The 26,290-nt window shown below is 66.5% G+C and carries 1 protein-coding gene; it reads left to right on the top strand.

The features are described from left to right. Nucleotides 1–127: 127 nt before the first annotated feature. Complete coding sequence (locus QQ992_RS04455) at nucleotides 128–26,278, top strand: BapA/Bap/LapF family large adhesin (protein ID WP_286112360.1); 26,151 nt, start codon at nucleotides 128–130, stop codon at nucleotides 26,276–26,278. Nucleotides 26,279–26,290 lie beyond the last annotated feature (12 nt).

Below are 26,290 nucleotides of genomic sequence, written 5' to 3'. Positions count from 1 at the left end.
TCCCTAACCACCCGAATTTCGACTGCCTGGTCGAGACTGCGCGTAACGCCCCGGCAAGGGCTCTGTGACGCAGGTTGTGGCTCGAACGGTTCGGGCCGGGGGATCCGGATACCAGCAGGGAGCATCCATGGACAACATCGTCGTCGCCGATAAGCAAACCGAAGTCGCCACTCAGAGCGCCTGGGGCAATATCAACCTCAAAGGGCCAGGCGTCGTGCAGATGCCGGTAGCCCCCGACAAGGTGGCCACTGTTACCCAACGCGGGCAAGACCTGATCATCACCCTGAAGTCGGGTGAAAAGGTCACCATCGGCAACTTCTTCGCCGTGGACCAGGCCGGGGTCGGTAGCGACATTGTCTTCGTCGGCGAAGACGGCACCCTGTGGCACGCGCAATACGATGCAACGGCCTTCACCGGCTTCACCTTCGAAGACGTGACCTCGCTGGACGACCTGGTTGCGGGTATCGGCACCGCCGGTAGTGCCATGCCAACCTGGGCGATTGCCGGGCTGAGCCTGCTCGGTGTCGGCGGCGCGGCAGCAGCGGCAGACAACAACAGCGGCAGTAGCAGTGGCGGCTCGGCCCCCGATACCAGCGCACCGGCCACGCCGATCGACCTGCTGGTGTCGCCGGATGGCCTGCGCCTGACCGGCCGTGGTGAAGCGGGCACCACAGTGAGCATCCGTGATGCTGCCGGCAACCTGATCGGCAGCGGCACCGTGGGTGCCGACGGCACCTTCGACGTGACGTTGAACCCGCCGCAAATTAACAGCGAGAACCTTGCAGTCACCCTGACCGATGGCGCCGGCAACGTCTCTACGCCTGGCACAGTCACCGCCCCGGATGTGACTGCGCCGCTGGCACCTGCCGACCTTGCCATCAATGAACAGGGCACCATCCTCACCGGCCGTGCAGAACCAGGCTCTACGGTTTCGGTGCGGGGTGCCGACGGGGTGCTGCTGGGCTCAGCCGTGGCCGGTGCAGACGGCCAGTTCAGCATCACCCTGCAACCGCCACAGACCGAAGGCCAGGCGTTGGAGGTCAGCGCCAAGGACGCAGCCGGCAACACCTCGCCTTCGGCCAGTATTGCAGCACCAGACGTCGAGACACCTGATACGACCGCCCCAGACCAGCCCACCAACCTCGCCCTTGCCAGCGGCGTAACCCTCACTGGCCGCGGTGAACCAGGGGCCACCGTGCAGGTGCGTGATGCTGCCGGCAACCTTATCGGTACGGGCGTGGTCGGTGCCGACGGGCTATTCAGCATCACCCTGTCGCCCGCCCAGGCCAACGGCGAAGCACTGGACATACGCCTGTTGGATGCTGCCGGCAACAGCTCGATCCCGCTTGAATTCACAGCACCCGACATCACCCCGCCAAGTGCAGTCAGCGACATCCTGGTCGGCAGTGGCGGCCTGGCCCTGAGCGGCCGAGGCGAACCGGGTGCCACCGTCGAAGTCCGTGATGCCAACGGCACCGTGATCGGTACCGGGGTGGTCGGGGCCAATGGCACCTTCCTCATCAACCTTGATCCTGCGGTACAACCGGGCGACCAGCTGAGCCTGGTGCAGACCGACCCCAGCGGCAACGCCTCCGTTGCCCTCGAATACGATGTGCCACTCACTACCGCGCCAGACAGCCCGAGCAATCTGGCCATCGATGCCGATGGCACTACCCTCACCGGTACCGCTCCGGCGGGCACCCGCGTAGAAGTGCACGATGCCAACGGCACGCTGATCGGAAGCGCCATCGCCAATGCCGATGGCACTTTCAGCATCGAACTGAGCCCGCCGCAGGCCAACGGCGAACTGCTGGATGTCGTCGCCATCGATGACAGTGGCGCCTCTTCGCTGCCCGCACAGATCACCGCGCCAGACATTACCGCGCCGGAAGCCCCGACCGAACTGGTCATCGGCCTGGCCGGTAGCCAACTGAGTGGCCGTGGCGAAGCGGGCACCACCGTGCAGGTCCGTGATGCCGCAGGCAATGTCATCGCAACAGGCACAGTGGGTGCAGACGGCACCTTCACCCTCACCCTGGCCCCTGCCGTGATCGACGGCAGCACCCTGCAAGTGACCCTGACCGATGCTGCCGGCAACGTTTCGCAACCGGGCGCGGTGACCTCCGCCGACCTGCTGCCTCCGGCTCAACCCACCGACCTGGCCCTGACCGATGGCGTGACCTTCACCGGTCGCGGCGAACCAGGCGCCACCGTGCAGGTGCGTGATGCCGCTGGCACCATCATTGGTACGGGTGTGGTCGGTGCCGATGGCCTGTTCAGCGTCACCCTCTCGCCTGCTCAGGCCAACGGCGAAGCGCTGGACGTTCGTCTGGTGGACGCGGCTGGCAACACCTCTACACCGCTGCAATTCGATGCCCCGGATATCACGCCTCCTGCCGCGGTCAGCAACATCGCAGTCGGCAGCGGCGGCTTGGCCCTGAGTGGCCGAGGCGAACCGGGTGCCACCGTCGAAGTCCGCGATGCCAACGGCACCGTGATCGGTACCGGGGTGGTCGGGGCCAATGGCACCTTCCTCATCAACCTTGATCCTGCGGTACAACCGGGCGACCAGCTGAGCCTGGTGCAGACCGACCCCAGTGGCAACGCCTCCGTTGCCCTCGAATACGATGTGCCACTCACCACCGCGCCAGATAGCCCGAGCAATCTGGCCATCGATGCCGATGGCACTACCCTCACCGGTACCGCTCCGGCGGGTACCCGCGTAGAAGTGCACGATGCCAACGGCACGCTGATCGGCAGCGCCATCGCCAATGCCGATGGCACTTTCAGCATCGAACTGAGCCCGCCGCAGGCCAACGGCGAACTGCTGGATGTCGTCGCCATCGATGACGGTGGCGTCTCTTCGCTGCCGGCACAAATCACCGCGCCAGATATCACTGCGCCCGCCGCACCGACCGAACTGGCCGTCAGCGCCGACGGCACCGTGCTCACTGGCCGGGCCGAACCGGGCAGCACCGTGCGTATCGTTGCCGCCGACGGCACCGAACTGGGCACCGCCGTGGTCGGCCCGACCGGCGTGTTCAGCATCAACCTCAACCCGCCGCAAATAGACGGCGAAGTGCTGCAAGCCACCGCCACCGATGCTGCCGGCAACATATCCACAGCCAGCTCGGTCACCGCACCGGATATCGACGGTGTCGATACCACGCCACCCGCAGCACCAACCGACCTGGTGATCGGCGTGGCAGGTAGCCAGCTCACTGGTCGTGGCGAAGCGGGCACCACCGTGCAGGTCCGTGACGCCGCCGGCAACCTGCTGGCGACTGGCACTGTTGGGCCAGATGGTACCTTTGTGGTGTCCTTGAGCCCTGCCGTGATCGACGGCAGCACCCTGCAAGTCACCCTGACCGACGCTGCAGGTAACGTTTCGCAACCGGGCGCGGTAACCTCCGCCGACCTGCTGCCTCCGGCTCAACCCACTGACCTGGCCCTGGCCGATGGCGTGACCTTCACCGGGCGCGGCGAGCCAGGCGCCACCGTGCAGGTGCGTGATGCCGCTGGCACCATCATTGGTACGGGCGTGGTCGGTGCCGATGGCCTGTTCAGCATCACCCTCTCGCCAGCCCAGGCCAACGGCGAAGCGCTGGACATACGCCTGGTGGATGCTGCCGGCAACAGCTCGATCCCGCTTGAATTCACAGCACCCGACATCACCCCGCCAAGTGCAGTCAGCGACATCCTGGTCGGCAGTGGCGGCCTGGCCCTGAGCGGCCGAGGCGAACCGGGTGCCACTGTCGAAGTCCGTGATGCCAACGGCACCGTGATCGGTACCGGGGTGGTCGGGGCCAATGGCACCTTCCTCATCAACCTTGATCCGGCCGTACAACCGGGCGACCAGCTGAGCCTGGTGCAGACCGACCCCAGCGGCAACGCCTCCGTTGCCCTCGAATACGATGTGCCACTCACTACCGCGCCAGACAGCCCGAGCAATCTGGTCATCAATGCTGACGGCACCACGCTTACTGGTTCCGCCCCGGCGGGCACCCGCGTAGAAGTGCACGATACCAACGGCACGCTGATCGGAAGCGCCATCGCCAATGCCGATGGCACTTTCACCATCGAACTGAGCCCGCCGCAGGCCAACGGCGAACTGCTGGATGTCGTGGCCATCGATGACAGCGGCATCTCTTCGCTGCCGGCACAAATCACCGCACCGGATATCACTGCGCCTGCCGCACCGACCGAACTGGCCGTCAGCGCCGACGGCACCGTGCTTACCGGCCGTGCAGAACCGGGCAGCACCGTGCGCATCGTTGCCGCCGACGGCACCGAACTGGGCACCGCCGTGGTCGGCCCGACCGGTGTGTTCAGCATCAACCTCAACCCGCCCCAGGTCGATGGCGAAGTATTGCAAGCCACTGCCACCGATGCGGCCGGCAACATATCCACAGCCAGCTCGGTCACCGCACCGGATATCGACGGTGTCGATACCACGCCACCCGCTGCGCCAACCGACCTGGTGATCGGCGTGGCCGGTAGCCAGCTCACTGGTCGTGGCGAAGCCGGCACCACCGTGCAGGTCCGTGACGCCGCCGGCAACCTGCTGGCGACTGGCACTGTTGGGCCAGATGGTACCTTTGTGGTGTCCTTGAGCCCTGCCGTGATCGACGGCAGCACCCTGCAAGTCACCCTGACCGACGCTGCCGGCAACGTGTCGCAGCCGGGCGCGGTGACCTCCGCCGACCTGCTGCCTCCGGCTCAACCCAACGACCTAGCCCTGGCCGATGGCGTGACCTTCACCGGGCGCGGCGAGCCAGGCGCCACCGTGCAGGTGCGTGATGCCGCTGGCACCATCATTGGTACGGGCGTGGTCGGTGCCGATGGCCTGTTCAGCATCACCCTCTCGCCAGCCCAGGCCAACGGCGAAGCGCTGGACATACGCCTGGTGGATGCTGCCGGCAACAGCTCGATCCCGCTTGAATTCACAGCACCCGACATCACCCCGCCAAGTGCAGTCAGCGACATCCTGGTCGGCAGTGGCGGCCTGGCCCTGAGTGGCCGAGGCGAACCGGGTGCCACCGTCGAAGTCCGCGATGCCAACGGCACCGTGATCGGCACCGGGGTGGTCGGGGCCAATGGCACCTTCCTCATCAACCTTGATCCTGCGGTACAACCGGGCGACCAGCTGAGCCTGGTGCAGACCGACCCCAGCGGCAACGCCTCCGTTGCCCTCGAATACGATGTGCCACTCACTACCGCGCCAGACAGCCCGAGCAATCTGGCCATCGATGCCGATGGCACTACCCTCACCGGTACCGCTCCGGCGGGCACCCGCGTAGAAGTGCACGATGCCAACGGCACGCTGATCGGAAGCGCCATCGCCAATGCCGATGGCACTTTCAGCATCGAACTGAGCCCGCCGCAGGCCAACGGCGAACTGCTGGATGTCGTCGCCATCGATGACAGCGGCATCTCTTCGCTGCCGGCACAAATCACCGCACCGGATATCACTGCGCCTGCCGCACCGACCGAACTGGCCGTCAGCGCCGACGGCACCGTGCTTACCGGCCGTGCAGAACCGGGCAGCACCGTGCGCATCGTTGCCGCCGACGGCACCGAACTGGGCACCGCCGTGGTCGGCCCGACCGGTGTGTTCAGCATCAACCTCAACCCGCCCCAGGTCGATGGCGAAGTATTGCAAGCCACTGCCACCGATGCGGCCGGCAACATATCCACAGCCAGCTCGGTCACCGCACCGGATATCGACGGTGTCGATACCACGCCACCCGCTGCGCCAACCGACCTGGTGATCGGCGTGGCCGGTAGCCAGCTCACTGGTCGTGGCGAAGCCGGCACCACCGTGCAGGTCCGTGACGCCGCCGGCAACCTGCTGGCGACTGGCACTGTTGGGCCAGATGGTACCTTTGTGGTGTCCTTGAGCCCTGCCGTGATCGACGGCAGCACCCTGCAAGTCACCCTGACCGACGCTGCCGGCAACGTTTCGCCGACCAGCTCGGTAACCTCCGCGGACTTGCTGCCTCCAGCACAGCCCACCGACCTGGCCTTGGCCGATGGCGTGACCTTCACCGGTCGCGGCGAGCCAGGCGCCACCGTGCAGGTGCGTGATGCTGCAGGCAACCTCATCGGTACGGGCATCGTCGGTACCGACGGTCTGTTCAGCGTCACCCTGAACCCGGCCCAGGCCAACGGCGAAGCGCTGGACGTCCGTCTGGTGGACGCGGCTGGCAACACTTCTGCCCCGCTTCAGTTCGATGCCCCGGATATCACTGCGCCCGCCGCACCAACCGAACTGGCTGTCAGCGCCGACGGCACCGTGCTCACTGGCCGAGCCGAACCGGGCAGCACCGTGCGTATCGTTGCCGCCGACGGCACCGAACTGGGCACCGCCGTGGTCGGCCCGACCGGTGTGTTCAGCATCAACCTCAACCCGCCGCAAATAGACGGCGAAGTGCTGCAAGCCACCGCGACCGATGCCGCCGGCAATACCTCAACAGCCAGCTCTGTCACCGCACCGGATATCGACGGCGTCGATACCACGCCACCCGCAGCACCAACTGACCTGGTGATCGGCCTGGCCGGTAGCCAGCTCTCTGGTCGTGGCGAAGCGGGCACCACCGTGCAGGTCCGTGATGACGCCGGCAACCTGCTGGCGACTGGCACTGTTGGGCCGGATGGTACCTTTGTGTTGTCCTTGAGCCCTGCCGTGATCGACGGCAGCACCCTGCAAGTGACCCTGACCGATGCTGCCGGCAACGTTTCGCAGCCGGGTTCTGTGACCTCCGCCGACCTGCTGCCTCCGGCTCAACCCACCGACCTGGCCTTGGCCGATGGCGTGACCTTCACCGGTCGCGGCGAGCCGGGCGCCACCGTGCAGGTGCGTGATGCCGCTGGCACCATCATTGGTTTGGGCGTGGTAGGTGCCGATGGCCTGTTCAGCGTCAGCCTTAACCCAGCCCAAGCCAATGGCGAAGCGCTGGACGTTCGGTTGGTGGACGCGGCCGGCAACACTTCTGCGCCGCTGCAATTCGATGCCCCGGATATCACGCCACCTGCCGCGGTCAGCAACATTGCAGTCGGCGGTGGCGGCCTGGCGCTGAGCGGCCGAGGTGAGCCGGGGGCCACCGTCGAAGTCCGCGATGCCAACGGCACCGTGATCGGTACCGGGGTGGTCGGGGCCAATGGCACCTTCCTGATTGACCTTGATCCTGCGGTACAGCCGGGTGACCAGCTGAGCCTGGTGCAGACCGACCCCAGCGGCAACACCTCCGTTGCCCTCGAATACGATGTGCCACTCACCACCGCGCCAGACAGCCCGAGCAACCTGGCCATCGATGCAGATGGCACGACCCTCACCGGTTCCGCCCCAGCGGGTACCCGCGTAGAAGTGCACGATGCCAACGGCACGCTGATCGGCAGCGCCATTGCCCTTGCCGATGGCACTTTCAGCATCGAACTGAGCCCGCCGCAAGCCAACGGTGAACTGCTGGATGTGGTCGCCATCGATGATAGCGGCGTCTCTTCGCTGCCAGCACAAATCACCGCACCGGATATCACTGCGCCTGCCGCACCGACCGAACTGGCCGTCAGCGCCGACGGCACCGTGCTCACTGGCCGGGCCGAACCGGGCAGCACCGTGCGTATCGTTGCCGCCGACGGCACCGAACTAGGCACCGCCGTGGTCGGCCCGACCGGCGTGTTCAGCATCAACCTCAACCCGCCGCAGGTCGACGGCGAAGTATTGCAAGCCACCGCCACCGATGCGGCCGGCAACATATCCACAGCCAGCTCGGTCACCGCACCGGATATCGACGGTGTCGATACCACGCCACCCGCTGCGCCAACCGACCTGGTGATCGGCGTGGCCGGTAGCCAGCTCACTGGTCGTGGCGAAGCCGGCACCACCGTGCAGGTCCGTGACGCCGCCGGCAACCTGCTGGCGACTGGCACTGTTGGGCCGGATGGTACCTTTGTGTTGTCCTTGAGCCCTGCCGTGATCGACGGCAGCACCCTGCAAGTGACCCTGACCGATGCTGCCGGCAACGTTTCGCAGCCGGGTTCTGTGACCTCCGCCGACCTGCTGCCTCCGGCTCAACCCACCGACCTGGCCTTGGCCGATGGCGTGACCTTCACCGGTCGCGGCGAGCCAGGCGCCACCGTGCAGGTGCGTGATGCCGCTGGCACCATCATTGGTACGGGTGTAGTAGGTGCCGACGGCCTGTTCAGCGTCACCCTCTCGCCTGCCCAGGCCAACGGCGAAGCGCTGGACGTTCGTCTGGTGGACGCGGCCGGCAACACTTCTGCACCGCTGCAATTCGATGCCCCGGATATCACGCCACCAGCCGCGGTCAGCAACATTGCAGTCGGCAGTGGCGGCCTGGTGCTGAGCGGCCGAGGTGAGCCGGGTGCCACCGTCGACGTTCGTGATGCCAACGGTACCGTGATCGGTACCGGGGTGGTCGGGGCCAATGGCACCTTCCTCATCAACCTTGATCCTGCGGTACAACCGGGTGACCAGCTGAGCCTGGTGCAGACCGACCCCAGCGGCAACGCCTCCGTTGCCCTCGAATACGATGTGCCACTCACCACCGCGCCAGACAGCCCGAGTAACCTGGCCATCGATGCAGATGGCACTACCCTCACCGGTTCCGCCCCGGCGGGTACCCGCGTAGAGGTCCATGACGCCAACGGCACGCTGATCGGCAGCGCCATCGCCAATGCCGATGACACCTTCAGCATCGAGCTGAGCCCGCCGCAGGCCAACGGCGAACTGCTGGATGTCGTCGCCATCGATGACGGTGGCATCTCTTCGCTGCCAGCACAAATCACCGCGCCAGATATCACTGCGCCTGCCGCACCGACCGAACTGGCCGTCAGCGCCGACGGCACCGTGCTCACTGGCCGTGCCGAACCGGGTAGCACCGTGCGCATCGTTGCCGCTGACGGCACCGAACTGGGCACCGCCGTGGTCGGCCCGACCGGCGTGTTCAGCATCAACCTCAACCCGCCGCAGGTCGACGGCGAAGTATTGCAAGCCACCGCCACCGATGCGGCCGGCAATACCTCAACAGCCAGCTCTGTCACGGCACCAGACATTGACGGCGGCGACACCACGCCGCCAGATGCCCCAACCAATCTGCTCATCGGCCTGGCCGGTAGCCAACTGAGTGGCCGTGGCGAAGCCGGCACCACCGTGCAGGTCCGTGATGCCGCCGGCAACCTGCTGGCGACTGGCACTGTTGGGCCAGATGGTACCTTTGTGGTGTCCTTGAGCCCTGCCGTGATCGACGGCAGCACCCTGCAAGTCACCCTGACCGACGCTGCCGGCAACGTTTCGCAACCGGGCGCGGTGACCTCCGCGGACTTGCTGCCTCCAGCACAGCCCACCGACCTGGCCTTGGCCGATGGCGTGACCTTCACCGGTCGCGGCGAACCAGGCGCCACCGTGCAGGTGCGTGATGCTGCAGGCAACCTCATCGGTACGGGCATCGTCGGTGCCGACGGCCTGTTCAGCGTCACCCTTAACCCAGCCCAGGCCAACGGCGAAGCGCTGGACGTTCGTCTGGTGGACGCGGCTGGCAACACCTCTGCACCGCTGCAATTCGATGCCCCGGATATCACGCCTCCTGCCGCGGTCAGCAACATCGCCGTCGGCAGCGGCGGCTTGGCCCTGAGTGGCCGAGGCGAACCGGGTGCCACCGTCGAAGTCCGCGATGCCAACGGCACCGTGATCGGCACCGGGGTGGTCGGGGCCAATGGCACCTTCCTCATCAACCTTGATCCTGCGGTACAACCGGGCGACCAGCTGAGCCTGGTGCAGACCGACCCCAGCGGCAACGCCTCCGTTGCCCTCGAATACGATGTGCCACTCACTACCGCGCCAGACAGCCCGAGCAATCTGGCCATCGATGCCGATGGCACTACCCTCACCGGTACCGCTCCGGCGGGCACCCGCGTAGAAGTGCACGATGCCAACGGCACGCTGATCGGAAGCGCCATCGCCAATGCCGATGGCACTTTCAGCATCGAACTGAGCCCGCCGCAGGCCAACGGCGAACTGCTGGATGTCGTCGCCATCGATGACAGCGGCATCTCTTCGCTGCCGGCACAAATCACCGCACCGGATATCACTGCGCCTGCCGCACCGACCGAACTGGCCGTCAGCGCCGACGGCACCGTGCTTACCGGCCGTGCAGAACCGGGCAGCACCGTGCGCATCGTTGCCGCCGACGGCACCGAACTGGGCACCGCCGTGGTCGGCCCGACCGGTGTGTTCAGCATCAACCTCAACCCGCCCCAGGTCGATGGCGAAGTATTGCAAGCCACTGCCACCGATGCGGCCGGCAACATATCCACAGCCAGCTCGGTCACCGCACCGGATATCGACGGTGTCGATACCACGCCACCCGCTGCGCCAACCGACCTGGTGATCGGCGTGGCCGGTAGCCAGCTCACTGGTCGTGGCGAAGCCGGCACCACCGTGCAGGTCCGTGACGCCGCCGGCAACCTGCTGGCGACTGGCACTGTTGGGCCAGATGGTACCTTTGTGGTGTCCTTGAGCCCTGCCGTGATCGACGGCAGCACCCTGCAAGTCACCCTGACCGACGCTGCCGGCAACGTTTCGCAACCGGGCGCGGTGACCTCCGCCGACTTGCTGCCTCCGGCTCAACCCACCGACCTGGCCTTGGCCAATGGCGTGACCTTCACAGGTCGCGGCGAACCAGGCGCCACCGTGCAGGTGCGTGATGCCGCTGGCACCATCATTGGTACGGGTGTAGTAGGTGCCGACGGCCTGTTCAGCGTCACCCTCTCGCCTGCCCAGGCCAATGGCGAAGCGCTGGACGTTCGTCTGGTGGACGCGGCTGGCAACACTTCTGCACCGCTGCAATTCGATGCCCCTGATATCACCGCGCCCGCCGCACCGACCGAACTGGCCGTCAGCGCCGACGGCACCGTGCTCTCTGGCCGTGCCGAACCGGGCAGCACCGTGCGTATCGTTGCCGCCGACGGTACCGAACTGGGCACCGCCGTGGTCGGCCCGACCGGCGTGTTCAGCATCAACCTCAACCCGCCGCAAGTAGACGGCGAAGTGCTGCAAGCCACCGCCACCGATGCGGCCGGCAACATATCCACAGCCAGCTCGGTCACCGCACCGGATATCGACGGTGTCGATACCACGCCACCCGCAGTACCAACCGACCTGGTGATCGGCGTGGCCGGTAACCAGCTCACTGGTCGTGGCGAAGCGGGCACCACCGTGCAGGTCCGTGACGCTGCTGGCAATCTGCTGGCGACTGGCACTGTTGGGCCGGATGGTACCTTTGTGGTGTCCTTGAGCCCTGCCGTGATCGACGGCAGCACCCTGCAAGTGACCCTGACCGACGCTGCCGGCAACGTGTCGCAGCCGGGCGCGGTGACCTCCGCCGACCTGCTGCCTCCGGCTCAACCCAACGACCTAGCCCTGGCCGATGGCGTGACCTTCACCGGTCGCGGCGAACCAGGCGCCACCGTGCAGGTGCGTGATGCCGCTGGCACCATCATTGGTACGGGTGTAGTAGGTGCCGACGGCCTGTTCAGCGTCACCCTTAACCCAGTCCAGGCCAACGGCGAAGCGCTGGACGTTCGTCTGGTGGACGCGGCCGGCAACACTTCTGCACCGCTGCAATTCGATGCCCCTGATATCACCGCGCCCGCCGCACCGACCGAACTGGCTGTCAGCGCCGACGGCACCGTGCTCACTGGCCGGGCCGAACCGGGCAGCACCGTGCGTATCGTTGCCGCTGACGGCACCGAACTGGGCACCGCCGTGGTCGGCCCGACCGGTGTGTTCAGCATCAACCTCAACCCGCCGCAAGTAGACGGCGAAGTGCTGCAAGCCACCGCCACCGATGCAGCCGGCAACATATCCACAGCCAGCTCGGTCACCGCACCGGATATCGACGGTGTCGATACCACGCCACCCGCAGTACCAACCGACCTGGTGATCGGCGTGGCCGGTAGCCAGCTCACTGGCCGTGGCGAAGCGGGCACCACCGTGCAGGTCCGTGACGCCGCCGGCAACCTGCTGGCGACTGGCACTGTTGGGCCAGATGGTACCTTTGTGGTGTCCTTGAGCCCTGCCGTGATCGACGGCAGCACCCTGCAAGTCACTCTGACCGATGCTGCCGGCAACGTGTCGCCGTCAGGCGCGGTGACCTCCGCCGACCTGCTGCCTCCAGCTCAACCCACCGACCTGGCCCTGGCCGACGGCGTGACCTTCACCGGTCGCGGCGAGCCGGGCGCCACAGTGCAGGTGCGTAATGCCGCTGGCACTATCATTGGTACAGGCATCGTCGGTGCCGATGGCTTGTTCAGCGTCACCCTCTCGCCTGCCCAGGCCAATGGCGAAGCGCTGGACGTTCGTCTGGTGGACGCGGCTGGCAACACCTCTGTCCCGCTGCAGTTCGATGCCCCGGATATCACGCCTCCTGCCGCGGTCAGCAACATCGCCGTCGGCAGCGGCGGCCTGGCCCTGAGCGGCCGAGGCGAACCGGGTGCCACCGTCGAAGTCCGTGATGCCAACGGCACGGTAATCGGCACAGGCGTAGTGGGTGCCAACGGCACCTTCCTGATCGACCTTGACCCGGCCGTGCAGCCCGGTGAGCAACTGAGCCTGGTGCAGACCGATCCAAGCGGCAACGCCTCCGAAGCGCTGCAGTTCGAAGTCCCGGTAACCACCGCCCCGGCCAGCCCCAGCGACCTGGTGTTCGCCGAGGACGGCACCAGCATCAGCGGCACGGCGCCTGCCGGCACCCGCGTGGAAGTGCACGACGCCAACGGCACGCTGATCGGCAGTGTCGTGGCAGGCCCTGATGGCAGCTTCACCGTCGTTCTGGCCCCGGCCCAGGCCAATGGCGAACTGCTGGACGTCGTGGCCATCGACGATGCGGGTGTATCGTCACTACCAACGCAAATCACCGCGCCAGACATTACCGCGCCGGCCGCCCCGAGCGAACTGGCCGTCAACGCCGATGGCACTGTCGTCACCGGCCGTGCCGAACCGGGCAGCACCGTGCGGGTACTGGCCGCCGATGGTACTACCGTGCTGGGTAGCGTCGTGGTTGGCGCTACCGGCATCTTCAGCATCACCCTCAGCCCACCACAAGTGGACGGCGAAGTGCTGCAAGTCACCGCCACCGATACGGCAGGCAACACCTCGACGGCAGGTTCAGTCACCGCGCCAGACATCGACGGTGGCGACATCACGCCACCCGACGCACCAACCAATCTGGTGGTCGGCCTGGCCGGCAGCCAGCTGAGCGGGCGTGGCGAAGCCGGCACCACCGTGCAGGTGCGTGACGCCGCAGGTACTGTGCTGGCAACCGGTACGGTCAGCCCCGACGGCACATTTACGGTGACCTTGGCTCCTGCCGTGAACAACGGCAGCACCTTGCAAGTCACCCTCACCGATGCCGCTGGCAACGTCTCGCAACCCGGTTCAGTCACTTCGCCGGACTTGCAGGCCCCTGCGCAACCTACTGACCTGGCCCTGACCGAGGGTGTCACCTTCACCGGCCGCGGCGAACCCGGTGCCACCGTGCAGGTGCGCAATAGTGCCGGCACTGTGATCGGCACCGGCCTGGTCAACGCAGACGGTACCTTCAGCGTCAACTTGTTCCCCGCCCAGGCCAATGGCGAGGCGCTGGATGTGCGGGTGGTGGATGCCGCCGGCAACAGCTCGGCGCCACTGCAGTTCGATGCCCCCGACATCACCCCGCCTGCTGCTGTCAGCAATGTCGTGGTCGGTGCCAGTGGCCTGGTGCTCAGCGGTCGCGGCGAAGCGGGTGCAACCGTCGAAGTGCGTGATGCCGGCGGTACCGTCATCGGCACCGCCACGGTCGGCGCCAACGGCACCTTCACGGTTAATCTCGACCCTGCAGCCCAGCCAGGCGCCGTGCTGAGCCTGGTACAAACCGACCCGAGCGGCAACGCGTCCGAAGCCTTGCAGTATGAAGTGCCACTGACCACTGCCCCCGATAGCCCAAGCGGTCTGGTGGTTGCCGCCGATGGCACCAGCCTCACCGGCTCTGCCCCGGTGGGCAGCCGTGTGGAAGTGCGTGATGGCAACGGCATCCTGGTTGGCAGCGTGGTGGTGGGCGGCGATGGCACCTTCACCGTCATCCTCAACCCGGCCCAGGCCAACGGTGAACTGCTGGATGTAGTGGCCATCGACGGCACGGGGGCATCGTCACTGCCGGTGCAGGTCAGCGCGCCAGACATCACCGCGCCAGCCGCGCCAAGCGAACTCACAATCAATGCCAACGGCACCGTTGTCAGCGGCCGTGCCGAAGTGGGCAGCACCGTGCGCGTGCTGGCTGCCGACGGCACTACGGTGCTGGGCACGGCGGTGGTGGGTGCGACCGGTAGTTTCAGCATCACCCTCACCCCGGCACAAGTGGACGGTGAAGTGCTGCAAGTCACCGCCACCGACGCCGCCGGCAATGCCTCCAGCGCCAGTAGCGTCACGGCACCCGACATCGACGGTGTCGATACCACGCCACCCCTGGCGCCGACCAACCTGGTCGTTGGCCTGGCCGGTGGCCAGCTGAGCGGCCGTGGCGAAGCGGGTGCCACCGTGCAGGTGCGCGATGCCCAAGGCAACGTGCTGGCCAGCGGCACGGTCAACCCGGACGGCACCTTCCAGATCGCCCTGACGCCACCCGTCAACGATGGCAGCACCCTGCAAGTGGTGCTGACCGATGCCGCCGGCAATGCCTCCACGCCAGGCACGGTGGCCTCCCCAGACCTGCAGGCCCCTGCTCAGCCCACCGGCCTCGACCTGGCCAGTGGCGTTACCTTGACCGGTAGCGGTGAACCTGGCGCCACTGTGCAGGTACGCGACACATCAGGCACCGTGATCGGCACCGGTGTGGTCAACCCGAACGGCAGTTTCAGCGTTACCCTGTCCCCCGCCCAGGCCAATGGCGAAGTCCTCAACATCCGCCTGGTGGACGCCGCCGGCAATACCTCGACGCCGCTGCAATTCGACGCCCCGGACATCACCCCGCCTGCGCAGGTCAGCAATATCGTGGTCGGTGCCGATGGCCTGACCCTGAGCGGTCGCGGTGAGGCCGGTGCCACCGTTGAAGTGCGGGACACCAATGGCACACTGATCGGCACAGGTACGGTGACCGGCAACGGCACCTTCGTGCTCGACCTCGACCCGGCCGCGCTGCCGGGCGAACGCCTGAGCCTGGTGCAGACCGACCCAAGCGGCAACGCTTCCCAAGCCTTGACCTTCGACGTACCGCTGGTGACCACGCCGGCCACCCCGAGCGACCTGGTGTTCGCGGCGGACGGCACCAGCATCAGCGGTTCGGCGCCAGTCGGCAGCCGTGTGGAAGTGCACGATGCCAATGGAAACCTGGTCGGCAGCATCGTGGTGGGTGCCGGGGGCACCTTCACCGTTGTGCTCACCCCAGCCCAGGCCAACGGCCAACTGCTGGATGTGGTCGCCATCGACACCAACGGGGCCTCGTCACTGCCGGCACAAGTGACTGCGCCGGATATCACCGCCCCAACCGCGCCAAGTGAGCTGGCCGTCAGCGCCGATGGCAGCGCAGTGACCGGGCGCGCCGAAGCCGGCAGTACCGTACGCGTGCTGGCCGCCGACGGCACTACCCTGCTGGGCAGTGTCGTGGTGGGCGCCAGCGGGGCCTTCAGCATTGGCCTCACCCCGCCGCAAGTGGCAGGCGAACAGTTGCAGGTAACCGCCACCGATGCCGCAGGCAATGCCTCCACGGCCGGTACCGTTACCGCGCCGATCATCGACAACGGCGGCGATACCACGCCGCCCGCGCCAGCCACCAACCTGGTGATCAGCGCCGATGGCCGCACGGTTTCCGGCCGCGGTGAAGTGGGTGCCACCGTCAAAGTGCTCGACGACCAGGGCCAAGTGCTGGTGAGCGGCACCGTTCAACCCGACGGCAGCTTCAACGTGCAATTACCAACCCCAGTGGTGGATGGCTCCTCCCTGCAGGTGACCTTGACCGATGCTGCCGGCAACGTCTCCACACCTAGCCCATTGACTGCGCCAGACCTTGTGGCCCCCCTGCAACCAACGGGCCTGGTGTTGACCAATGGCGACACCCTGGCCGGTACTGCCGAAGGCGGCGCCCGGGTAGAGGTGAAAGATGCCTTGGGCAACCTGATCGGCAGCGCCATCGCCCAGCCGGATGGCAGCTTCAGCCTGACCCTGAACCCGCCACAGGCCAATGGCGAAACACTGTCCATTACCGTGACCGATGCGACAGGTAACACCTCCGTACCGCTGAGCTATGTGGCCCCGGACATCACGGCACCGACACTCGTCACTGACGTGGTAGCCGCCGATGGCAGCCTGGCCGTGTCTGGCCGTGGCGAACCCGGTGCCACGGTGGAAGTGCGTGATGCGCTGGGTACGGTGCTCGGCACCGGCACCGTCGCGCCAAATGGCACCTTCGTGGTCGACCTCGAAACGCCGTTGGCGGCGGGCGAAACCCTGGTGCTGGTGCAGACCGACGCCGCCGGCAATACCTCGGTAGGGCTTAGCGTGACGGTTGCCGATGCACCGCTGCCCGAAAGCCCGAGCGGCGTGGTGGTGAGCGCAGATGGCGCCAGCGTCTCCGGTACCGCACCGACGGGCACGCAGGTGCAGGTGCGTGACGCGCAAGGCAATGTGCTGGGCAGCGCGCAGGCTGGCCCGGACGGCAGCTTCACCATCGGCCTGACCCCGGCACAAGCCAACGGCGAAACCCTGGATGTGGTGGCTGTGGATGGTGCCGGCAACGCGTCACTGCCGACCCAGGTCACCGCCCCAGACATCACGCCACCCAATGAAGCCACCCAGCTGCAACTGAGCGCCGATGGCAGCCTGCTCACCGGCCGTGGCGAGCCGGGCACCACCGTGCAGGTCATCAGCGCCCAGGGCGTCGTACTGGGCAACGCCCAGGTCGGCGCTGACGGCGTGATCAGCGTGGTGCTCAACCCGCCGCAAACCGACGGCCAGGAACTGGACGTGGTGCTGCGCGACGCAGCCGGCAATACCTCGACCGCCACCGTCATTGCCCCCGATCTGGATGGCCCGCTGCAACCCTCGGGGATGGCCATCGATACCGCTGGCATTCACCTGACCGGCCTGGGCCAAAGCGGCTCCATCGTCACCGTGCGCGATGCCAACGGCAACGTGCTGGGCACCGCCATAGTGGGTGCAGACGGGCAGTTCGACGTCACCCTCAATGCGCCACAGCGCAATGGCGAGAGCCTGAGCGTCGAGGCCACCGACAACCTGGGCAACAGCGCCGGCCCGGTGAGTTTCACCGCACCCGATTCCACGCCGCCGCAGGCGGTCACCAACCCGACCATCGATGGCACAGGCACCACGGTCACCGGTAGCGGCGAACCTGGCGCCACCGTGACCGTGCGCGGGCCGGATGGCAGCGTGCTGGGCAGTGCCGTGGCAGGCCCTAACGGTGCATTCGAAATCACCCTCACGCCGCCACAGACCAACGGCCAGGCGCTGACCGTGGAGCAGCGTGACCCAACCGGCAACCTGTCGGCGGCGGCCGACCTGCCGGCACCGGACACCGAGTTGCCGGCGACCCCGACCGGCCTGACCCTGTCTGGCGATGGCAGGACCATCACCGGCAGTGGCGAGCCGGGTGCGCAGGTGAGTGTTACCAATACAGCAGGTACCGTGCTGGGCACCGCCACGGTTCAGCCAGACGGCAGCTTCCTGGTGAGCATCAACCCGCCCCAGCTCAATGGCCAAACACTATCTGTGACCCAGGCGGACAGCGCCGGCAACGACTCACCTGCCGGCACCGTGACCGCGCCTGACTTCGAGGCACCGCTGCCAGCGCAAGGCCTGGGCCTGGATCCGACCGGTACCCTACTCAGCGGCCAAGGCGAGGCAGGCACCACCGTAGAAGTTCGCAACGCGGCAGGCGACCTGCTGGGTAGCATTCAGGTGGATCCCGACGGCACGTTCGAAGTACTGCTCGCCCCCGCTCAGACCAACGGCGAAGTATTGTCGGTGGTCTTGATTGATGGCGGCGGCAATACCTCGCCATCGGCCAGCTTCACCGCCGATGACAGCAGCGCGCCAACAGCACCGGGCGGCCTCACCATCACCCCAGGCGGCAACGCCATCCAGGGTACTGGTGAAGCAGGGTCCACGGTGGAAGTGCGGCTTACCGACGGCACCCTGGTGGGTACCACTGTCGTGCCGGCGGGTGGCAGCTTCACAGTGCCACTCTCGCCCGCCCAACTGGACGGCCAGTCACTCAATGTGACCCTGACCGATACTGCCGGCAATGTGTCCCTGCCCGGCCAGATCAATGCGCCGGACATCACGCCACCGGCAGCGCCCACGGGTGTGCTGGTCAGTCCGGACGGCAGCACCGTCACAGGCAATGCGCCTGGCGCCAACTCAGTGTCGGTGAACGACGGCAATGGCAATGTGGTCGTGGTGGCCGTCAATCCGGATGGCAGTTTCAGCGTACCGCTGGCTACCCCGCTGACCAATGGCCAGACTGTGACCGTGGTGGTGACCGATGCAGCCGGTAACGACTCTGCTCCGGTCTCCGTCAACGCCCCGGACACCACCAACCCGGATTCTGCTACCGGGCTTACCGTGAGCCCCGACGGCAGCACCGTTGGGGGTACTGCGGAGCCTGGCAGCACAGTGGAAGTCCGTAACCAGGACGATGGCACGGTTCGCGGAACCATCACCGTCGGACCAGACGGCACGTTCGTGGTTGACGTCGACCCGCCACTGGCCACCGGCGAAACCGTCGATGTGGTGGTGATCGACCCTGCCGGCAACGAATCCCCCGAAGTGCCACTTGCCGGCCCGACTGGCACCGAGGTGGCCACACCTTCGGCCCTGTCCATCAGTGCCGACGGCTTCCTGCTGACCGGCCAGGGTACGGTCGGCTCGCTGATTACCGTGACCTCCGGGGGCACCACCCTGGGCACCGCCACGGTCGGCAGCGATGGCACTTTCCGTGTGTTCTTCCAGAGCGCCCAGCTCAACGCCCAGATCTTGCAGGTCAGCGCCAAGGCTACCGTCGATGGCCTGCCTTCGGTGCCAGCCATTGTTGTGGCGAACGACACCACCGCGCCAAACGCACCGACCCAAGTCGTACTCAATGCCACCGGCAGCACGCTGACCGGCCAAGGCGAAGTGGGTGCTACCGTGCGCGTGACCGATGCGCAGGGCAACCTCCTGGGAACCGCTCCCGTCGGCAGCAACGGCCTGTTCAGCATCGATTTCTCGCCAGCTGTCGCCAACGGCCAGAACCTGATCGTGACCCAGGCCGACGCGGCGGGTAACGTCTCGCTCGCGGCTACCCTGCAAGCCCCCGACCTGCAGGCACCGCTGGCCGCCAGCAACCTCAGCCTCAACAGCGCGGCCACCGTGCTCAGCGGCCAGGGCGAAGCCGGCGCCACCGTGACCGTACGCGATGCCAGTGGCGCCATCCTGGCCACCGGCACCGTCAACCAGAGCGGGCAGTTCCAGATCACCCTGCCCAGCGCGCAAACCAGCGGCAGCGCGTTGCAAGTCACCCTCAGCGATGCCGCCGGTAACGTTTCCGGCCCTGCCAGCCTGGCTACGCCAGACCGCACGCCGCCTGCCGCCATCACTAACCCGGTGCTGAGCCAGGACGGCCGGCAGCTGTCCGGCAGCGGCGAAGTGGGGGCTACCGTGCAAGTGCGCAACGCCGCCGGTACTTTGCTGGGCACGGCCACGGTGGGCGCCGACGGTCACTTCACCGTGACCTTCGACACCCCGCAAGCCACCGGCCAGGCCATCGGCGTGACCCAAGTGGATGCCGCCGGCAACACCTCGCCAGCCGTCAATGTGGCAACCCCGGACCTGACCCCACCTGCCCCACTCACCAACGTGGTGCTGAACAACAACGGCCTGACCCTGACCGGCCTTGGCGAAGCAGGCGCCACAGTCACCGTGCGCGGCCCGGACGGCACCATCATCGGCACAGGCCTGGTGGCCGCCAACGGCAGCTTCACCCTCACCCTGAACAGCGCCCAGCTCAACGCCCAGCACCTGAGCGTTACGCAGACCGACGCGGGCAACAACACTTCTGCCGCCGTGGCCGTTACCGCGCCGGACTTCACCCCTCCGGCTGCACCGACTGCACTGGCCCTCGCCGCCACCGGGCTGCAACTGTCCGGTAACGCCGAAGCCGGCAGCACCGTGACCGTGCGCGATGCCAGCGGCAACGTGCTGGGCACGGCGACAACCGGCAGCAACGGCACCTTCCAGGTCACCCTGAACAGCGCCCAGACCAACGGGCAGACCCTGCAGGTAACGGCTACCGACGCAGCCGGCAACGTATCACCAGCCGCGCCTTACACCGCAGCCGATACCACGCCGCCAGCGGCCGTGACCAACCTGGCGGTGTCTGCCAGTGGCACCACCCTGACAGGCAATGGCGAAGCCGGTGCAACCGTCACCGTACGGGCACCCGACAACACCGTGCTGGGCACCGCCACGGTCGGCGCCGACGGCCACTTCAGCGTCACCCTGTCGCCAGCCGCGATCACCGGTGAAAGCCTTAGCGTGGTCCAGGCCGACGCCGCACAGAACGTCTCCCCTGCGCAAAACGTCACCGCGCCGGGCCTTCTGGCACCGGCGACGCCGGACAACCTGGTACTGGCTGCCGACGGCCTGTCGGTGACCGGTACCGCTACGGTGGGCAGCACGGTCAAGGTGTATGGCCCCAACGGCGTATTGCTGGGCAGCAGCCCGGTAGCCAACGACGGTACCTTCACCGTCAACCTCGGCAGTGCCCAGGCCAACGGCGAAGTGCTGGAGGTAAGCGCCACCGGCAGCGACGGTGCGGTCTCGCTGCCAGCGACCCTGCAGGCGCCGGACACCACGGCACCGCTACCACTGACCAACCTGGTGCTGTCCAACGACGGCCTGGTGCTCAGTGGCCGCGGTGAACCGGGTGCCACCGTCACTGTGATTGGCGAAGGCGGTATCGACCTAGGCACCGCCGTGGTCGATGCCAGCGGCAACTTCAGCGTCAACCTCAGCGCCGCGCAGATCAACGGTGAACAGCTCAGCGCCAGCCAGTCCGATGTGGCCGGCAACGAGTCCAACAGCGTCAGCCTGACCGCACCGGATCGCGTGGCGCCGGATGCGGCTGGCAACCTGGCCTTCGCCGGTGGTGGCAGCCTGCTTAACGGTACCGGTGAAGCGGGGGCCGCTGTTCGCGTGCTGGCCGCCGACGGCACGGTGCTGGGCAACACAACGGTGCGCGCCGACGGCACCTTCCAGGTCAACCTCGCCTCGCCTCAGGCCAACGGCCAGCAGGTGCAGGTGGTGCTGACCGATGCCGCCGGCAACCAGTCCGCCGCCAGTGCCATCACTGCACCGGACACCACGGCTCCCGCAGCGCCATCGGAGCTTGCCATTTCCAGCGATGGCGTGACCATCACCGGCCGCGGCGAAGTGGGCGCGCTGGTCACCGTCACCAACCCGGCAGGCCAGCCCATCGGCAGCGCCACCGTCGATGCCAGCGGCCACTTCACCATCACCCTCAGCCCGGCCTTGGGTAACGCCGAGCTGCTCAGCTTCACCCAGGCCGATGCCACCGGCAACGTGTCGGCCGTGGCCACCCTGCAAACCCCGGACTTCACACCGCCAGCTCCCCTTACCGCCGTGGTGATCAACGCCGACGGCAGTGTGGTCAGCGGCCTGGGCGAAGCGGGCGCGACGGTCACCGTCAGCAATGCCGCCGGCACCGTGCTGGGTACCGGCACAGTGCTGGCAGACGGCACCTTCCGCGTCGAGCTGTCGCCCGCGCAAATCAACCACCAGGTGCTGTCGGTGCAGCAGGCCGACCCACCCGGCAACATCAGTTTGCCGGTCACCGTTCAAGCACCGGACCATACGCCCCCCGCCGCCGCAACCGGGCTGCAGCTCAGTGTGGCAGGCGATGAACTGGGCGGTGTCGGCGAAGCGGGCGCTACCGTGCGCGTGTATGTCGGCACCACGCAGATCGGCACTGCCGTGGTGGCTGCCAATGGCACCTTCGTGGTCGGGCTGGATACCCCGCAACTGAACGGGCAGCTGCTGCAGGTCACCCTGACCGACAGCAGCGGCAACATCTCGTCAATCAGCACCGTCACGGCGCTGGACACCACGCCACCGGCCACCGTGGTTGCCTCGATCAACGACAGCGGTACCCAAGTGATCGGCACCGCCGAAGCCGGTACCCTCGTCACCGTGATCAACAACAACGGCGACCTGCTGGGCCAAGTAACGGTCGCCCCGGACGGCACCTTTGTCCTCGACCTGAACAGCCCGCAAATCAACGGCCAGGTACTGACCGCCATCACCCAGGACGCCACCGGCAACCCGTCGGCGCCCCTGCAGATGACCGCGCCAGACCTGACGCCGCCTGTGCAGCCAAGCAACCTGCTGCTCAACCCGGCTGGTACATCAATGACCGGGGTAGCCGAAGCCGGCACCACCATCACGGTACGCGACCCGAATAACAACGAGGTCGGCACCGTGCAGGTTGGTGAAAACGGCCTATTCACTGTGCTGATCAGCCCGGCGCAGAACAATGGCCAGTTGCTGAGCGTAGTGTCTACGGACAGCGCCGGTAACGCCTCGGTGCCCGCCAGTTACCAGACCACCGACAACGTGGCACCTGACCCGGTCAGCGAGCTGGTGCTCAACAACACCTACACCGTGCTGACGGGGCGAGGCGAGGCGGGAGCGACCGTTACCGTCGTCTACGCAGGCACTGCGACCGTCATCGGTACTGGTATTGTGAGTGCCGCTGGCACGTTCCAGATAAACCTGACCCAGAATGTCAGCATACTGACCCCGTTAAGCGTCACACAGGCTGACGCTGCTGATAACGTATCGACCCCGGTCAGCCTCATCCCACCACTGATCAATGCGCCAGCTCCCCCTACCAATGTAACGCTGGGCAACGACGGCCTGACATTAACCGGTAACGCTGCTACCGGTGTGGGCATTCGGGTCTACGATACCTCCGGCAACCTGCTGGGCAGTGGCGTGGCCAGCCTGATCAATGGCACGTTCACCCTGCAATTGAACGCTGCGCAACTTGACGGCCAGCAAATTCGGGTGGTGACGAACACGTTGCTAGGCGGTGACTCGCAGCCTGTGTTCGTAGTGGCAAATGACATCACCCCACCGGCCAACCCGGTGGTGACCAGCCTGTCAACCAACGGCCTGGTGCTTACCGGTACCGGTGAAGCCGGTGCCACAGTGACGGTGCGCGACGCCAGCAACAACGTGCTCGGCACGGCGTTGGTAAATGGCGGTGGCGCGTTCACCGTTAACCTCAACGCTGCGCAGCTCAATGGCCAGGTCCTGGGCGTGAGCCAGACCGACGCCGCAGGCAACACGTCTGGCAGCACCAGCTACACGGCCGTTGATGTCCAGCCGCCAGCCGTGCCGACCAACCTGACCATCAACGGTACAGGCACGGTACTGACCGGTAACGGCGAAGCAGGCGCTACCGTCACCGTGCAAGGCCCGAGTGGCCAGGTGGGTACCGGCGTGGTGCAAGCCAACGGCACCTTCAGCATCACCCTGACCTCGCCACAGAACGACGGGCAATTGCTGGTGGTACGCCAGACCGATGCCGCCGGAAACCTGTCCGCCAGCACCAGTTTGACCGCACCGGACACCACGCCACCCGCAGCACCGGTAGCGGCCATCAACGCCAACGGCACCTCGGTCAGCGGCTCTGGCCAGGTCGGCAGCACCGTCACCGTGCGCAACAGTGCCGGCACCGTCCTGGGCACCGCAACGGTGGGCACTAACGGCCTGTTCGTGGTCAGCCTCACGGCCGCACAAATCGACAACCAGGCGCTCAGCGTCACCCTGACCGACAGTGCCGGCAACGTGTCTACCGGCACCGCACTGACCGCACCGGACCTGACCCCGCCTGCAGTGGCCGGAAACCTGCAGATCAGTGCCGACGGCAGTACCCTCACCGGTACCGGTGAAGCAGGTGCCACCGTCACTGTGCGCAGCGCCAGCGGTACCGTGCTGCAAACCGCGACCGTACAACCGAACGGCAGCTTCACCGTGACCCTGAGCCCGCCTCAGGACAACGGCCAGGTCCTTTCGGTCGGCCTCACCGACCCGCGTGGCAACGTGTCGGGCAACGTCACCATCACCGCGCCCGATGTGGATGCCAACGCCCCGGTCGTCGCCAGCGACAACCTGGCAACGGCAACGGTCAACCTGGTACCGGTCACCGCGACCAAGACCTACACCGACAGCTTCACCACGCTGCTGTCGGGCTTCACCAAAACCTACACCTGGACCGTAGCCGCCGGCACCACGGTGGACCCGACCCTGACACTGACCACCAACAGCGTGCTGGCGCTGCTCAACAACTCCACGTTCACCCTGCAAGTGAAAGACGCTACGGGCGCCTGGGTGACGCTTGCCACCGGCAACACCCAGGGCCTGCTCGACCTGATCGTGCTGCCGCTGGGCCTGCAGGTCGATATCGGTACCCTGCAAGCCGGTGACTACCGCCTGACCGTGGGCAGTGGCGGCATTGGCCTGATCACCAACGTGACCACTTCGCTGGACATCACGGCCACCAGCCTGACCCAGTTCACCGGGACTGGCACCGCCACCACCGGCAACGTCATCACCGATGTGGGCACCGATGGCACTGTCGATGCACGTGGCCCGGACAGCGCCGCCGTGCTCCAGGTGTTCAAGGACGGCAGTTATGTCGCGGCCGGCAGCGCCACCACGGTACAAGGCCTGTACGGCACCCTGGTGATTCGCGCGGACGGCAGCTACACCTACACGCCAAACGGCAGCCCGGCCAGCGTCGGCAAGGTCGATGTGTTCAGCTACCAGCTGGTGCATGCGAACGGCCTGTCCGACTCCGCCAACCTGTATGTGCGTATCGACAGCCCGCAGGCCACGGAGGTGTGGAGCAACATCAACTATGCAGCGCCAGCCACGGTTGTGGATGCGGTCAATGATGTAGGCAACAGCCATATCACCCTGATCAATCCGGAATCGACCACAACTGTTACCTTTACCCCGCTCAGCCTACCGGTGGTTGGTTCACGCTCTGCCACCTACACCACCACGGTCGCCGCCAATACCTTGACCGACCTGCAGGTAGTGGTGAACTCCACCAACCTCGTGGGCCTGCTCAGCGGGACCACCATCGAGCTGCTCAAGCTCAACCCGGCGACCGGCCTGTACGTTTCTGTACAGACGGTGAACGGGGGCTCGCTCATCAGTTTGCTGGGCGGTGGGGCCGCCTATACCTTCCAGGACCAAGGCCCTGGCTCGTACCACGTGAAAGTGACGTCAGGCGGGATCGGGGGCGGCTCGATCACCACCACCGTCAATGCCACTGCCACACATCTGGACCAATTCGTGGTAGGCAGCGCTACACAGGCGACCGGCAACCTGCTGAGCGACGACAACGTAGGTTCCGCACTGACCGTGCTGAGCGTGCTGACAGCGGCCAACACCTACACCATCCCAGGCTACAACGGGGTGAGCGTGGCCGGCACTTACGGCACCTTGCTGGTGCATGCCGACGGTAGCTACACCTACACCCTCAACTCCGGGCTCCCCTCGACAGTGGTAGGCCAGCACGACACCTTCACCTACGAGCTGACTCACCCCAACGGCACCACCGACACCGCAACGCTCACCATCAACCTGGACAACGCCGCCGGCCTTGTCACTACAACATCGCTGCTGGCCGAAACTGGCGACGAAGCAGTGGCGCTGGCCAGCCTGGCAGCCACCATCGATGTAATCGCCGGCACCGACGGCAATGACCACCTCGATGGCAGCCAGGGTGGCCCTATCACCCTGCAGGGTGGCGCAGGTGATGACACCCTGGTGGTGGTCGACCAGAACTTCGCCAGCGTGGAGGGCGGCACCGGTACCGACACCCTGCTGTGGGGCGGTGGCGATGCCAGCATCGACCTGGGCAACCTGGCCGACCGGGTGCATGACATCGAAGTCATCGACCTCAACGACACCAGCGCGGTGGCACTTACCCTCAACCTGGCAGACGTGGTGGCCATCACCGAAACCGGCAACGACACACTGATCATCAAGGGGGACGACAAAGACACGGTTCACATGACAGACAACTGGACGCTGGTCGGGAACCAAACCGCCGACGGCATCGACTATAACCAATATACGGCCCAGGAGGATCCGAGCCATCACCTGTGGGTGCAGAACGGTATCCATGTGGTCTGAGGCCGCTGTAAT

The organism is Pseudomonas kurunegalensis, from assembly GCF_030291635.1.
GTDB lineage: Bacteria > Pseudomonadota > Gammaproteobacteria > Pseudomonadales > Pseudomonadaceae > Aquipseudomonas > Aquipseudomonas monteilii.
This window is presented reverse-complemented; position numbering and strand designations above follow the sequence as displayed.

Excerpts from the sequence above, each read along its gene's own strand:
- QQ992_RS04455 (WP_286112360.1), top strand. The coding sequence starts at position 128 with ATGGACAACATCGTCGTCGCCGATAAGCAAACCGAAGTCGCCACTCAG.